At 40.4% G+C, this 14,452-nt stretch carries 18 protein-coding genes, 1 tRNA gene and 2 pseudogenes; 20 read left to right on the top strand and 1 reads right to left on the bottom strand.

The genetic code is table 11. The annotated features are described in order from the left end of the window. The first annotated feature begins 81 nt into the window (after nucleotides 1-81). The 18 genes from rplR (at nucleotide 82) to NYE32_RS09660 (ending at nucleotide 10,916) form a co-directional block, all read left to right on the top strand. Nucleotides 82-438, top strand: coding sequence for a 50S ribosomal protein L18 (gene rplR, locus NYE32_RS09745; protein WP_002885810.1), 357 nt, complete (start codon nucleotides 82-84; stop codon nucleotides 436-438). Nucleotides 439-456: 18 nt separating this feature from the next. Beyond that, nucleotides 457-951 (top strand): 30S ribosomal protein S5, encoded by a 495-nt coding sequence (gene rpsE, locus NYE32_RS09740; protein ID WP_002885626.1) that lies wholly within the window; start codon nucleotides 457-459, stop codon nucleotides 949-951. 14 nt (nucleotides 952-965) lie between these two features. Continuing rightward, nucleotides 966-1,148, top strand: coding sequence for a 50S ribosomal protein L30 (gene rpmD, locus NYE32_RS09735; RefSeq protein WP_002885773.1), 183 nt, complete (start codon nucleotides 966-968; stop codon nucleotides 1,146-1,148). A gap of 127 nt (nucleotides 1,149-1,275) precedes the next feature. After that, nucleotides 1,276-1,716 carry a 50S ribosomal protein L15 gene (rplO, locus tag NYE32_RS09730; protein WP_002885849.1) on the top strand — a complete coding sequence of 147 codons (441 nt, stop codon included), beginning with the start codon at nucleotides 1,276-1,278 and terminating at the stop codon, nucleotides 1,714-1,716. Between the two features lie 16 nt (nucleotides 1,717-1,732). Beyond that, nucleotides 1,733-3,028, top strand: coding sequence for a preprotein translocase subunit SecY (gene secY / locus NYE32_RS09725; RefSeq protein WP_002892081.1), 1,296 nt, complete (start codon nucleotides 1,733-1,735; stop codon nucleotides 3,026-3,028). 131 nt (nucleotides 3,029-3,159) lie between these two features. Further along, complete coding sequence (locus NYE32_RS09720) at nucleotides 3,160-3,798, top strand: adenylate kinase (protein ID WP_003092019.1); 639 nt, start codon at nucleotides 3,160-3,162, stop codon at nucleotides 3,796-3,798. Between the two features lie 117 nt (nucleotides 3,799-3,915). Then, the gene (gene infA, locus NYE32_RS09715) at nucleotides 3,916-4,134 is read left to right on the top strand and encodes a translation initiation factor IF-1 (RefSeq protein ID WP_001040189.1); all 219 of its coding nucleotides are present in this window, start codon (nucleotides 3,916-3,918) and stop codon (nucleotides 4,132-4,134) included. A gap of 25 nt (nucleotides 4,135-4,159) precedes the next feature. Beyond that, entirely contained in the window at nucleotides 4,160-4,276 is a 117-nt protein-coding gene (gene rpmJ, locus NYE32_RS09710; protein WP_000868345.1) for a 50S ribosomal protein L36, read from the top strand. A gap of 17 nt (nucleotides 4,277-4,293) precedes the next feature. After that, a complete protein-coding gene (gene rpsM, locus NYE32_RS09705; RefSeq protein WP_002885820.1) occupies nucleotides 4,294-4,659 on the top strand; it encodes a 30S ribosomal protein S13 in 366 nt (121 codons plus the stop codon). Between the two features lie 26 nt (nucleotides 4,660-4,685). Further along, a complete protein-coding gene (gene rpsK / locus NYE32_RS09700; RefSeq protein WP_002885718.1) occupies nucleotides 4,686-5,069 on the top strand; it encodes a 30S ribosomal protein S11 in 384 nt (127 codons plus the stop codon). 48 nt (nucleotides 5,070-5,117) lie between these two features. Then, nucleotides 5,118-6,056 (top strand): DNA-directed RNA polymerase subunit alpha, encoded by a 939-nt coding sequence (locus NYE32_RS09695; protein ID WP_002885793.1) that lies wholly within the window; start codon nucleotides 5,118-5,120, stop codon nucleotides 6,054-6,056. A 17-nt stretch (nucleotides 6,057-6,073) separates the two neighbouring features. After that, nucleotides 6,074-6,460 (top strand): 50S ribosomal protein L17, encoded by a 387-nt coding sequence (gene rplQ, locus NYE32_RS09690; protein WP_002885709.1) that lies wholly within the window; start codon nucleotides 6,074-6,076, stop codon nucleotides 6,458-6,460. Nucleotides 6,461-6,710: 250 nt separating this feature from the next. After that, on the top strand, nucleotides 6,711-8,006 hold the full coding sequence (locus NYE32_RS09685; RefSeq protein ID WP_139724388.1) for a gamma-glutamylcysteine synthetase: 1,296 nt from the start codon (nucleotides 6,711-6,713) through the stop codon (nucleotides 8,004-8,006). 192 nt (nucleotides 8,007-8,198) lie between these two features. Then, a tRNA-Leu gene (locus tag NYE32_RS09680) sits at nucleotides 8,199-8,284 on the top strand. A 146-nt stretch (nucleotides 8,285-8,430) separates the two neighbouring features. Then, nucleotides 8,431-9,312, top strand: coding sequence for a class II fructose-bisphosphate aldolase (locus NYE32_RS09675; RefSeq protein WP_002885816.1), 882 nt, complete (start codon nucleotides 8,431-8,433; stop codon nucleotides 9,310-9,312). 300 nt (nucleotides 9,313-9,612) lie between these two features. Then, nucleotides 9,613-9,969: a hypothetical protein gene (locus NYE32_RS09670; protein ID WP_073689701.1), complete on the top strand. Its 357-nt coding sequence runs from the start codon at nucleotides 9,613-9,615 to the stop codon at nucleotides 9,967-9,969. Between the two features lie 32 nt (nucleotides 9,970-10,001). After that, nucleotides 10,002-10,340, top strand: a complete 339-nt coding sequence (locus NYE32_RS09665; RefSeq protein WP_073689700.1) for a hypothetical protein — start codon at nucleotides 10,002-10,004, stop codon at nucleotides 10,338-10,340. 15 nt (nucleotides 10,341-10,355) lie between these two features. Continuing rightward, nucleotides 10,356-10,916: a TIGR01440 family protein gene (locus tag NYE32_RS09660; RefSeq protein ID WP_014632528.1), complete on the top strand. Its 561-nt coding sequence runs from the start codon at nucleotides 10,356-10,358 to the stop codon at nucleotides 10,914-10,916. Between the two features lie 53 nt (nucleotides 10,917-10,969). On the opposite strand, the pseudogene NYE32_RS09655 reads toward NYE32_RS09660, so the two are convergent. After that, nucleotides 10,970-11,155: pseudogene (locus tag NYE32_RS09655) on the bottom strand (UTRA domain-containing protein); the annotation flags it as partial. On the opposite strand from NYE32_RS09655, the pseudogene NYE32_RS09650 reads away from it, so the two are divergent. Next, nucleotides 11,142-12,470 (top strand): annotated as a pseudogene (locus tag NYE32_RS09650) (alpha-amylase family glycosyl hydrolase); the annotation flags it as partial. The pseudogenes NYE32_RS09655 and NYE32_RS09650 overlap by 14 nt on opposite strands. A gap of 81 nt (nucleotides 12,471-12,551) precedes the next feature. Further along, nucleotides 12,552-14,447: a M13-type metalloendopeptidase gene (locus NYE32_RS09645; protein WP_156685142.1), complete on the top strand. Its 1,896-nt coding sequence runs from the start codon at nucleotides 12,552-12,554 to the stop codon at nucleotides 14,445-14,447. The last annotated feature ends 5 nt before the right edge of the window (nucleotides 14,448-14,452 follow it).

The raw sequence follows: 14,452 nt of genomic DNA, 5'->3' as shown, positions 1-14,452 counted from the left end.
TATCCTTATGGCAATTCTTTGTGGATTGTCTCTTTACCAAAAGCTCTCATGAGCTAGCATTATAATTAAGAGGTGAAAATTGTGATTTCGAAACCAGATAAAAACAAACTCCGCCAAAAACGCCACCGTCGCGTTCGCGGAAAACTCTCTGGAACTGCTGATCGCCCACGTTTGAACATTTTCCGTTCTAATACAGGCATCTACGCTCAAGTTATTGATGACGTAGCGGGTGTAACGCTCGCAAGTGCATCAACTCTTGATAAAGAAGTTTCTAAAGGAACTAAAACAGAACAAGCCGTTGTTGTCGGTAAACTTGTTGCTGAACGCGCAGTAGCTAAAGGTATTTCTGAAGTGGTGTTTGACCGCGGTGGATATCTCTATCACGGACGTGTTAAAGCTTTGGCTGACTCAGCTCGTGAAAACGGATTGAAATTCTAATAGGGAGGACACTTAATAATGGCATTTAAAGATAATGCAGTAGAACTTGAAGAACGCGTAGTTGCTATCAACCGTGTTACTAAAGTTGTAAAAGGTGGACGCAACATGCGTTTTGCTGCTCTTGTTGTTGTTGGTGACCGTAATGGTCGCGTAGGATTTGGTACTGGTAAATCTCAAGAGGTTCCAGAAGCTATCCGTAAAGCAGTTGAAGCAGCTAAGAAAAACCTTATCGAAGTTCCTATGGTTGGTACAACTATTCCTCACGAAGTTCGTTCAGAATTTGGTGGAGCGAAAGTATTGTTGAAACCAGCTGTTGAAGGGGCTGGGGTTGCCGCTGGTGGTGCAGTTCGTGCCGTCATCGAATTGGCTGGTGTTGCTGATGTAACATCTAAATCACTCGGTTCAAACACTCCAATCAACATCGTTCGTGCGACTGTTGAAGGATTGAAACAACTTAAACGTGCTGAAGAAGTTGCGGCTCTTCGTGGCATCTCAGTATCTGACTTGGCATAAGAAAGGAGATAACAATGGCTCAAATTAAAATTACTTTGACTAAGTCTCCAATCGGACGCAAACCAGAACAACGTAAAACAGTTGTTGCTCTTGGACTTGGTAAATTGAATAGCTCAGTTGTTAAAGAAGACAACGCTGCTATCCGTGGTATGGTCAACGCAGTATCTCACTTGGTAACTGTAGAAGACGTTAAATAAAAATTGATTTAAGTCGTGAGGGTTACCTCGCGACTTAAACTGAATTTCATGTATAGGCGAGTTTCTAATCAAGCTACCTTACTTGATTAGAGGCGCTAGCATTTTACAAAAAGAGGAGAAAATAATAATGAAACTTCATGAATTGAAACCTGCTGAAGGTTCTCGTAAAGTCCGCAACCGTGTAGGTCGTGGTACTTCATCTGGTAACGGTAAAACTTCAGGCCGTGGTCAAAAAGGTCAAAAAGCTCGTAGCGGTGGTGGCGTACGTCCAGGATTTGAAGGTGGACAAACTCCATTGTTCCGTCGTCTTCCAAAACGCGGATTCACTAACATCAACGCTAAAGAATACGCACTTGTAAACCTTGATCAATTGAACGTCTTTGAAGATGGTACAGAAGTAACTCCAGCAGTTCTTAAAGAAGCTGGAATCGTTCGTGCTGAAAAATCAGGCGTTAAAGTTCTTGGTAACGGCGAATTGACTAAGAAATTGACTGTTAAAGCAGCTAAATTCTCAAAATCTGCTGAAGCAGCTATCACTGCTAAAGGTGGTTCAATCGAAGTCATCTAATGAGGGGTAACTCATTATGTTCTTTAAACTATTAAAAGACGCATTGAAAGTCAAAAACGTTCGTAATAAGATTTTATTTACAATCTTCATTATTTTCGTTTTTCGTGTAGGGACTCATGTAACAGTTCCTGGTATCAATGCGGAAAGTTTGAAACAATTAAGTGATTTACCTTTCTTGAACATGCTTAACTTGGTGTCTGGTAATGCCATGAATAACTTCTCAATCTTCTCGATGGGGGTTAGTCCTTACATTACAGCATCAATCATCGTCCAACTTTTGCAGATGGATATCTATCCGAAATTTGTGGAGTGGGGCAAACAAGGGGAAGTTGGTCGTCGTAAATTGAACCAAGCGACTCGCTATATTACTCTTGTTTTAGCCTTTGTTCAATCGATTGGTATTACAGCAAGTTTTAATACTCTCTCATCAATTTCATTGGTTAAAACACCAAATGTTTCAACCTACCTATTGATTGGGACAATTCTAACTGCTGGTAGCATAATTGTGACATGGCTTGGTGAACAAATCACAGATAAAGGTTTTGGTAATGGTGTGTCAATGATTATCTTTTCAGGGATCATCGCTTCTATTCCAAAAATGTTCTCAACGATTTACGAGGATTTCTTTGTCAATGTTCGTTCAGGAGAATTGACTCGTTCATATATCATAGTTGCTTTGTTAATTGTGGTAGGTTTGGCGATTGTCTTCTTTACGACATTTGTTCAACAGGCAGAATATCAAATTCCAATTCAATATACTAAATTGGTTCAAGGGGCTCCAACGAGTTCTTACCTTCCATTGAAAGTAAATCCAGCTGGTGTTATTCCCGTTATCTTTGCTAGCTCGATTACAACAATTCCTAGTACTATTCTTCCATTCTTCTCGAAGGTTACATGGTTATCACACTTACAAGGACTACTCTCGTATAATACACCTAGTGGAATGATTACTTATGCGATATTGATTATCTTATTCTCATTCTTCTACACATTTGTCCAAGTAAATCCTGAAAAAACTGCTGAAAATCTTCAAAAGAATGGGTCTTACATTCCTAGTGTTCGTCCAGGTCGTGAGACTGAAAAGTACATGTCTTCATTGCTTAAGAGATTGGCAACAATCGGGGCTGTATTTCTCGCGTTTATTTCATTGGCTCCAATTGCGGCTCAACAGTTTATGCACCTTACAAGCTCAATCGCGCTTGGTGGTACATCTCTCTTGATCTTGATTTCAACTGGTATCGAAGGTATGAAACAACTCGAAGGTTACCTATTGAAACGTCAGTACGTTGGATTTATGAATCTTGAAGACTAAGTCTTCTCATGAACAATTGAGAGGGAAAGAAAGGTTACTTTCTGTCCCTTCTCTTTTGTTTTTTGATAACTCTACCAATGTGTTAAAACCTTGATAGAGTTATTTGAAAACAAAAATAAGGAGTTCGTAAGATGAATCTTTTAATTATGGGTCTACCAGGTGCTGGTAAAGGGACTCAAGCTGCAAAAATTGTTGAAGAATTTGGTGTAGCTCACATCTCAACTGGTGATATGTTCCGTGCTGCTATGGCTAACCAAACAGAAATGGGAACTTTGGCAAAATCATTCATCGATAAAGGTGAATTGGTACCAGATGAAGTAACAAACGGAATCGTTAAAGAGCGTTTGGCTCAAGACGACATTAAGGAAAAAGGATTCCTTTTGGATGGTTTTCCTCGCACAATCGAACAAGCTCATTCCTTGGATCAAATCTTGGTTGATCTTGGTTTGGAGCTTGATGGAGTAATCAATATCGAAGTGGATCCATCTTGCCTTCTTGAACGCTTGAGTGGTCGTATTATTCACCGCGAAACAGGTGAAACTTACCATAAAGTATTCAACCCACCAGCTGATTACAAGGAAGAAGACTATTACCAACGTGAAGATGACAAACCAGAAACAGTGAAACGCCGCTTGGATGTGAATATTGCTCAAGGTGAGCCAATTATTGCACATTACCGTGAGCTTGGTCTTGTATCAGATATTCAAGGTAACCAAGATATCGACGATGTATTCGCTGATGTAAAAAAAGCGATTGCAGCAATTAAATAATTATATAATCTTACTTGCGTATCAGACTTAAGCATGTTATAATACTTTAGTCTGACTTATAATTGTTACCTCTGTGCTCAGAGGAAATCAAATCGAAATTTTAGGGGGTACTTTTGCGTGGCAAAAGAAGACGTGATTGAAATTGAAGGTAAAGTTGTAGAAACTATGCCTAATGCTATGTTTACTGTTGAATTGGAAAATGGACACCAAATTTTGGCGACAGTTTCTGGTAAAATCCGTAAAAACTACATTCGTATTTTGGTCGGTGACCGTGTGACTGTTGAAATGAGTCCTTATGATTTGACACGTGGACGCATCACATACCGCTTTAAATAATCGAAATAATTGGAGGGATTGAAACATGAAGGTAAGACCATCGGTTAAACCAATTTGCGAATACTGTAAAGTTATTCGTCGTAACGGTCGTGTTATGGTAATTTGTCCAACAAATCCAAAACACAAACAACGTCAAGGATAATATAGAAAGGAGAAATCATGGCTCGTATTGCTGGAGTTGACATTCCAAACGATAAACGTGTAGTAATTTCACTTACTTACGTATACGGTATCGGACTTGCAACATCTAAGAAAATCTTGGCTGCTGCAGGCGTTTCTGAAGACATCCGCGTTAAAGATTTGACAAATGATCAAGAAGACGCTATCCGTCGCGAAGTGGATGCAATCAAAGTTGAAGGTGACCTTCGTCGTGAAGTTAACCTTAACATCAAACGTTTGATGGAAATCGGTTCATACCGTGGTATCCGTCACCGTCGTGGACTTCCTGTCCGTGGACAAAACACTAAAAATAATGCCCGCACTCGTAAAGGTAAAGCTGTTGCGATTGCAGGTAAGAAAAAATAATTAAAATAAAATAGGAGGTAAAAACATTGGCTAAACCAACACGTAAACGTCGTGTGAAAAAGAATATCGAATCTGGTATTGCTCACATTCACGCTACTTTCAATAACACTATTGTTATGATTACAGATGTGCATGGTAACGCTGTAGCATGGTCATCAGCTGGTGCTCTTGGTTTCAAAGGTTCTCGTAAATCTACACCATTTGCTGCACAAATGGCTTCAGAAGCTGCTGCTAAATCTGCACAAGAACATGGTCTTAAAACAGTTGAAGTAACTGTTAAAGGTCCTGGTTCAGGTCGTGAGTCTGCTATCCGTGCTCTTGCTGCTGCAGGTCTTGAAGTAACAGCAATCCGTGATGTAACACCTGTACCACATAATGGTTGTCGTCCTCCAAAACGTCGTCGTGTGTAATCTTTAATAACAATAGTACACAAGGTTCGTTTCGAGGGAGTATAATAAATGATTGAGTTTGAAAAACCAATAATAACAAAAATTGATGAAAATAAAGATTACGGCAAATTTGTCATCGAACCACTAGAACGTGGTTATGGTACAACTTTGGGTAACTCTCTTCGTCGTGTACTTTTGTCATCACTTCCAGGTGCTGCCGTAACATCAATTAAGATTGATGGAGTACTCCACGAATTTGATACCGTACCAGGCGTCCGTGAAGACGTGATGCAAATCATCCTTAATATTAAAGGACTTGCTGTAAAATCTTACGTCGAAGACGAAAAGACAATTGAACTTGATGTCCAAGGTCCAGCTGAAGTTACTGCTGGAGACATCTTGACTGATAGCGACATTGAAATTGTTAACCCTGATCATTATCTTTTCACTATCGCTGACGGCGCTTCTTTGAAAGCGACTATGACAGTAGCTACAAACCGTGGTTATGTTCCAGCAGATGAAAACAAGAAAGATGATGCACCAGTGGGAACATTGGCTGTAGATTCAATCTACACACCAGTGAAAAAAGTCAATTATCAAGTTGAACCTGCCCGTGTAGGTAGTAATGATGGTTTTGATAAATTGACAATCGAAATCATGACAAACGGAACAATCATCCCTGAAGATGCCCTCGGTCTCTCGGCTCGCGTTTTGATTGAACACTTGAACTTGTTTACTGACCTTACTGATGTTGCTAAAGCTACTGATGTAATGAAAGAAACTGAAAAAGTGAACGATGAAAAGGTGCTTGACCGTACCATCGAAGAACTTGATTTGTCTGTACGCTCATATAACTGTTTGAAACGTGCCGGTATTAATACCGTTCATGATTTGACAGAAAAAACTGAGCCTGAAATGATGAAAGTCCGTAACCTAGGTCGTAAATCTCTTGAAGAAGTCAAAGTTAAGTTGGCTGATCTTGGACTTGGACTCAAAAACGATAAATAATAATATAGGAGGATAACATGGCTTACCGTAAACTTGGACGCACAAGCTCACAACGTAAAGCGGTTCTTCGTGATTTGACTACAGATCTTATCATTAACGAAGCAATCGTTACAACTGAAGCACGTGCTAAAGAAATCCGTAAAACAGTTGAAAAAATGATCACTCTTGGTAAACGTGGTGATTTGCACGCACGTCGTCAAGCAGCTGCATTTGTACGTAACGAAATTGCATCTGAAAGCTATGATGAAGCAACTGATAAATATACATCAACAACTGCTCTTCAAAAACTTTTCTCAGAAATCGCACCTCGTTATGCTGAACGTAACGGTGGATACACTCGTATCCTTAAAACAGAACCACGTCGTGGCGATGCTGCCCCAATGGCAATCATCGAACTTGTTTAATTTTTATCAATTTTGTTGAGTGTTATGATGATGGAATAGCTTAGCTTTTCTTAGTCTAGCTCTGGTCTACCGCTGGGCATACGCCTAGCGGGAACACTCATCATAAAAATGGGAATAAATAAGCATGTAACGCTTGTTTACGAAAGGTAATACGGTTATTTTTCGTAAGCAGGCGTTTTTTTTTGTCTATAAATCGTCTGAATATTTTGATATAATGGAGTAAGCTTATTTTAAAAAGGGGGACATTATTTTGACAACAGCCAAGAAACTGCTTAAGCAAAGGTACTATGAGCCAATTAAGGAGCAACCCGAATTATTTGTGGGGATTGAGTTGGAATACCCAGTTGTTAATTTGAGTGGTAATGCTACAGATGTCTCTCTTACAAAACAGTTACTAGTCTATCTCTTGGATAATTTTGATTTTCAAGCTGATAAGTATGATTCTGATAATAATCCTATTCAGCTTATCGATAAAGCTTCTGGAGACATGATTCTTTTTGAAGTTTCGTACAATACGATCGAGTTTGCTTTTGCAAAGGCTGAGAGAATTTCTGAGGTTGAGGAACGTCTGGATACTTACCTCAGTATAATCCAACCCTATCTTCAGAATCATAATCATGAGTTGCAAGGTTGGGGAGTGAATCCAAACTGGGAAAAAAATGACAACAGACCTGTTAAATCTCCTCGTTATGAAATGCTTATGGATTTTCTCGAGCTATCTAAAGCAAAGAACGATTCTTTCTTTCATGATTATCCAGAATATGCTTCTTTCATCTGTGGGAGTCAGGTACAATTAGATATTTCAAAAACGTCCTATTTAAGAGTCTTAAATGCTTTTAACCAAATAGAGGGACCCAAGGCAGTATTATTGGCAAACTCTGAATTTTGGGGTTCCGATTGGGATTTAGCGCTTTCCCGTGATGTTTTCTGGGAGAATTCCATGCATGGTGTGTTTGAGGAAAATGCAGGAGTATTTCCTAAGGTATTTAAGAATGAAGATGACTATTTTTCTTACTTGTCTGAGACAGCCATTTTTACTGCTAAGCGTGGTGACGAAACTTACTATTTTGAACCAATACGCGCTAAAGACTATCTGAGTACGCCATCTATCAAAGCACACTCTATTCGTGGCGAAGTAGTCACTATTGAACCAAGTGAGGAAGATTTTAAGACTCACCGTTCTTATCAATTCCAAGATTTAACGACGCGAGGGACTATTGAGTTTCGCAGTGTTTGTACCCAACCTTTCTCATCAACCTTTGCGCCGGCAGCCTTTCACCTTGGTCTTTTAGTCAATTTGGTAAATCTAGAAAATATTTTGAATGACTCACCTTTTTTTGAAGCGTTTGACTATGATTACCCTAGAATTCGTCGTTTATTTTCTAAAAAAGATATTTCTGCTACAGACCTCAAAATGATTTTACCTTTGACAGAATCGTTATTGTCTTGTGCTGAGGATGGCTTAAAATCGCGTGGTTTTGGAGAAGAAGTTTACTTAGCTCCCCTTAGAGAGAAATTAGATAGGCTGAATAAGAGTTTAGATTAACCTTTGACAAGAGATATGATAGATAGTTTTTGCTAAAAAATTTAAAAAAAGTCGAAAAAGTATTGACGTCAGCAAACAATAAATGGTATTATATAATAGTTGTTTCGAAAGAGACAAGAGAAAGTTACTAAAAAACTTTCAAAAAAGTATTGACACGAGTTGTCAATCCTGATATAATAACTAATGTTGTTAGCGGAAATGGCGGAATTGGCAGACGCGCAGGACTAAGGATCCTGTGACCGCTTTAGGTCGTGAGGGTTCAAGTCCCTCTTTCCGCAGAGTAACCAGTCACATGACTGGTTTTTTTTGTATTAAAAAATCAAAACGCTTACAAATTGTAGAAAAGCTAGTTTTTTGAGTTCAATTGTGATAGAATAAACTTGTAAACGGGTTCAAACCCAAAAAAATATAGGAGGCCTTTATAATGGCAATCGTTTCAGCAGAAAAATTTGTCCAAGCAGCTCGTGATAATGGTTACGCAGTTGGTGGATTTAACACAAACAACCTTGAGTGGACTCAAGCTATCTTGCGTGCAGCAGAAGCTAAACAAGCTCCAGTACTTATCCAAACTTCTATGGGTGCAGCTAAGTACATGGGTGGTTACAAATTGTGTAAAGTCCTTATCGAAGAATTGGTTGAATCAATGGGTATCACTGTACCAGTTGCTATTCACCTTGACCACGGTCACTACAATGACGCTTTGGAATGTATCCGTGTAGGTTACACTTCAGTTATGTTTGACGGTTCACACCTTCCAGTTGAAGAAAACCTTGAAAAAGCAGCTAAAGTTGTTGAATTTGCACACGCTAACGGTGTATCAGTTGAAGCTGAAGTTGGTACAATCGGTGGTGAAGAAGATGGTATCATCGGTGATGGTGAATTGGCACCAATCGAAGATGCTAAAGCTATGGTTGCAACTGGTATCGACTTCCTTGCAGCAGGTATCGGTAACATCCACGGTCCTTACCCAGAAAACTGGAGCGGACTTCACCTTGACCACTTGCAAAAATTGACAGAAGCTGTTCCTAACTTCCCAATCGTATTGCACGGTGGATCAGGTATTCCTGATGATCAAATCCAAGAAGCTATCAAACTTGGTGTTGCTAAAGTTAACGTTAACACTGAATGTCAAATCGCATTTGCTAACGCAACACGTAAATTTGTTGCTGAATACGAAGCAAATGAAGCAGAATACGACAAGAAGAAACTCTTCGACCCACGTAAATTCTTGAAACCAGGTTTCGAAGCTATCACAGAAGCTGTTGAAGAACGTATCGACGTATTCGGTTCAGCAAACAAAGCTTAATTAGACTATATAAGCTTGAAATGAAAGGGTTTGTCCAATATGGACAAGCCTTTTTCTTATGTTTTGCCCCCATTTTTCCCCCGATTTCTAAATTTCAGTTCGTTTTGATTATAGATGTAGCGCAAACAAAGCGCTATTAGGCTATTAAAACAAGGTCCTTTCTGCGTTTTGTTTTTTGTACCCAAATAAATAGTTAGTATCTGCGAATCAATCTGTGATTGAGAGGAAACAAATTTTAAAGATTGGATATCACTTAGGTTGATAGATTCTATTTCCTAACTTTTTAAGATATGCTATAATATGAATATGTTTGATAATTATATTGTACCTGTATTTTTTGGTGGTGGAGCTCTTGCTCTACTAGGTTTAGTATTATTTGGTTGGGCCTTGCCTTCATTTTTGAAGGGTAAGTGGTCTTATTTGATTTCTTTGTTAGGTTTAGGTTTGGTTGTTTTTGCCTATTTTGATGCGGCGATTGTTATCACTTATAAAATCTGGCTTGGATTGCTAGGTGTCATCATGATTGGTTGGGGACTTCCTTTTAACAATCGCAAGGGACGCCGTGCGATGACTATTTTCTGGGCTGTCATGGCAATCGTTGTAGGTATTGCTGCTATTGCATTCACTATTGCTTATGGTGTCATTAACCGCCACTAACATGAAACTGTAAAACATGCTATAATAATGGCATGTTTTATTTTATGACCCTATCATTTATTATCATGCCTGCCTTGGGCTGCTTCTTAATAGGCTTGGCTTTTGCTAAATCAGATCGTTGGGAGTTTTCTTGGATATTATCCTTAATAGGTTTGGTGGCCTTTATTTCTTCTTTTTGGCATATAGCACGTGTAGATTTATGGTTTATGCTAAGTTATAGTGTTGGTCCTTTTTTGATGGGATTTGGTTTCTCCTGGGACCTAAGTAAGAAACGCCGTGGGCAGTTATTATTATTAGGGGTGTTTTTCCTTATCTTTTTTGTGATTCTGTACTATCTTATTGTGCGAATCCTGAATACAGCTGTTGTCTAAAGGAGGGCTGTTGTGATGTTGCTAGATTTAGAAGAGAAGACACGTGTGCTTGTAGAAGATATTGTTGAACGTTCCGCTATTGGGCGAGGAGCTATCTTTGTCTTGGGATTGTCTTCCAGTGAGGTCGCTGGTGGGATAATCGGAAAAGCCTCTAGCCGTGAAATTGGCCAACGAATTGTGAAAACGATTCTTGAAGTTTTGGAACCTAAAGGAATTTACTTGGCTGTTCAAGGCTGCGAACATCTGAATCGTGCTTTGGTTGTTGAGCGTGAGCTCGCCATGGCTAAAGATTTGGAAATTGTTAATGTTCTTCCGACCTTGCATGCTGGGGGAAGTGGTCAGCTGGCTGCTTTCGACTATATGAAGGATCCTGTTGAGGTGGAGGAAATTGTCGCTCAGGCTGGTATCGATATTGGGGATACCTCTATTGGTATGCATGTGAAGAGGGTCCAAGTTCCTCTTCGCCCGATTACTCCAGAATTAGGTGGTGCTCATGTGACTGCTTTGGCGAGTCGTCCTAAGTTAATTGGTGGAGCTCGTGCTGAGTATCTAGCAGATCCTATCCGTAAAAACTAAAAAGTATCGGACATTCTTGTCCGATACTTTTTCTGTTAGCAGAGCCCTTTCTTTCAATGACGACGCTTGGCATAATCGACAAATTTGAATTTTTCAAGTTTGTGGCGACTTTCCGTAAATTGGAACTGTTTTCCATTAGTTAAATAAACTTTAGAACGGATACAAACAACATGCTGGTCTTTACCTAGGTCGATAAGAATCTTATCTTGATCGGTAGCATTATCAATAGTGATTTCTTTGGAGCATGAGTGGTTCCAAAAAGCTTTGGCTGGAGACCAGTATTATCAAGATTTCTTCTTTATTCAGAACCAACCAACCGATTGGTTGTCTAAATTTGGTGGTTCTGCCTGGGCTCCTTTTGGAGATACAGGGAAATACTATCTTCACCTCTTTGATGAAACACAGTCGGACCTTAATTGGCGCAATCCCAATGTCCGTAAGGAGTTGTTCAAGGTGGTCAACTTCTGGCGTGACAAGGGAGTCAAAGGCTTCCGTTTCGATGTGATCAATTTGATTGGGAAAGATGAAGTCTTAGTGGATTGCCCTGAAAATGAAGGGAAACCAGCTTATACGGATAAACCAATTGTCCATGACTATCTTCGTATGATGAATGAAGCGACCTTTGGTTCTGATGGTAGCTTTATGACAGTTGGAGAGATGTCATCGACAACAATTGACAACTGTGTTCTTTATTCAGCACCGGAGCGTCACGAGTTGTCTATGGCCTTTAACTTCCATCATCTTAAAGTAGATTATGAAGATGGACAAAAATGGACTATTACTCCCTTTGATTTTGAAGAGCTCAAACGTCTCTATCATACCTGGGGTAAGGAAATGAGTGAACGAGGTGGTTGGAGTGCCCTTTTCTGGAATAACCATGACCAACCTCGTGCCTTGAATCGCTTTGTGGATATTAAGAACTTTCGTAATGAAGGAGCGACCATGCTAGCAGCTAGCATTCACCTATCACGTGGAACACCTTATATCTACATGGGCGAAGAAATCGGGATGATTGATCCAGATTATGATTCTATGGCAGATTACGTGGATGTCGAGTCCATCAATGCTTACCAAATGCTCTTGGACCAAGGCGAGTCTCCTGAGCAGGCCTTCAAGATCATTCAAGCCAAATCACGTGATAATTCTCGTACGCCAATGCAATGGGATGCTTCTGAGAATGCAGGTTTTTCAACAGGCACTCCATGGTTGAAAGTCGGTAAATCTTATAAAGACATCAACGTTGAAAATGAAATCGATGGACCAATCTTTAAATTCTATAAAGAATTGATTCGCTTGCGCAAAGAAATACCTATCATTTCAGAAGGAAGCTATCAGCCAGCATTTGAGGATAGTCAACAAGTCTACGCCTTTGAACGCTACTTAGACGTTCAAAAACTCTTGGTACTCAATAATTTCTACGGAAGTGAAGTTGAAGTGGCGATTCCAGCAGAATACCAAGCAGGGCACGTGCTCTTGTCAAACTATGACGATACAGAGCTCGCTGAAAAGATAATTTTGAAACCTTATCAAACCCTAGCAATCTTAGTAAAATAAGCCAAACTTTCCTCAGTAAATGCTTTTGCTGGGGAATTTTGTTATAATGAAAGCACTTTTAATGTTGATGGAGGAAGTGTAATGACACGCTTACAAGATGATTTTTATGAATACGTCAATGGGAAATGGGCTGAGACAGCAGTCATTCCAGATGATAAACCTTCGACTGGTGGCTTTATGGACTTGGATCGAGATATCGAAAACTTGATGTTGGATATTACCGGAAAATGGCAACGGGGAGAAGAATTACCCGAAGATAGCATTCTGCAAAACTTTGTCAAATACCACAAGATGGTAGCTGATTTTGATGCACGAGAAGCAGCTGGTGTGGCACCAGTCATACCCTTGATCAATGAAATCAAGGCTCTGTCTTCTTTTGAAGACTATACCAGCAAGTTGGGCACCTATGAACTAGCTGGCAAACCAAATCTCTTGCCATTTAGCGTGTCGCCAGACTTTAAGAATGCCCAAATGAATGTCTTGTGGGGAGAAGCACCGGCTCTCATCTTGCCAGATACGACCTATTATGAAGAAGGCAACGAAAAAGGCCCAGAATTACTGGCTATCTGGCGTCAAATGATGGAAAAGCTCTTGGCAAAATTTGATTTCTCAGAGGAAGAAATCAAAGATATCCTGGATAAAGTGATTGCAGGGGACGCAGAATTGGCCAAATATGTCTTGTCAAACGAAGAAAAATCAGAGTACAACAAACTCTACCATCCCTATGAGTGGGCGGATTTCAAGGCCTTGGTCCCAGAATTGCCACTCGATGCCTTCTTTACAGAAGTGATCGGACAAACACCAGATAAAATCATCGTGCCAGAAGAGCGTTACTGGAAGGAATTCGCACCAACATTCTATTCAGCATCCAACTGGGAGACCCTTCATGCTGCATTGAAACTCGGAGCAGCTCTTTCTTGGACTCTATTCTTGACCGAAGAAATCCGTGTTTTGGCTGGTGAATATAGTCGTACGATTGCAGGTATTCCAGAACCTCGTCCAAAAGAAAAAGCAGCCTTATCAATAGCAGAAGTACCATATAGCCAAGCGCTTGGACTCTGGTATGCCGGTGAAAAATTCTCACCAGAAGCAAAAGCAGACGTGGAGCATAAAGTAGCGACCATGATTGAGGTCTACAAGGATCGTCTGGAAAAAGCAGATTGGCTCGCCCCTGAGACTCGTGAAAAAGCCATTGTCAAACTCAATGTCATCACACCTCATATCGGTTACCCTGAAAAGTTACCAGAAACTTATGCCAAGAAGGTTATCGACGAGAGCAAAACCTTGGTTGAAAATGCTCAGACTCTCTACGAAATTTCAATTGCTCATAGCTGGAGTAAGTGGAACCAACCAGTTGATCGGAGCGAGTGGCACATGCCAGCAAATATGGTCAATGCCTACTATGATCCGCAACAAAACCAAATCGTCTTCCCAGCAGCGATTTTGCAAGCACCTTTCTATGACCTTCATCAATCGTCATCAGCCAACTACGGCGGAATCGGTGCGGTCATTGCCCATGAAATCTCCCACGCCTTTGACACCAATGGTGCTTCCTTTGACGAGCACGGTAGCTTGAAAGACTGGTGGAAGCCAGAAGATTACGAAGCCTTTACCGCTCGGACTCAAAAGGTCATCGATCAGTTTGAAGGGCAAGACTCTTACGGTGCCAAGATTAACGGGAAATTGACCGTTTCTGAAAACGTGGCAGACCTAGGAGGCATCGCTGCAGCCCTTGAAGCCGCCAAGAAAGAAGCAGACTTCTCAGCAGAAGAATTCTTCACCAACTTTGCTCGCATCTGGCGCATGAAAGCTCGGACAGAATATATGCAACTTCTTGCAAGTGTTGATGTCCACGCACCAGGAAAACTCCGTACCAATGTCCAATTGCCAAACTTTGACGAATTCTTTGAAACCTTTGATGTCAAAGAAGGAGACGGCATGTGGCGTGCCCCAGAAGATCGCGTGATTATTTGGTAATAATG

The organism is Streptococcus sp. FSL R7-0248 (genome assembly GCF_037967965.1).
Taxonomy (GTDB): domain Bacteria; phylum Bacillota; class Bacilli; order Lactobacillales; family Streptococcaceae; genus Streptococcus.
Note: the sequence above shows the minus strand (reverse complement) of the source record. Positions and strands in the feature narration are given on the sequence as shown.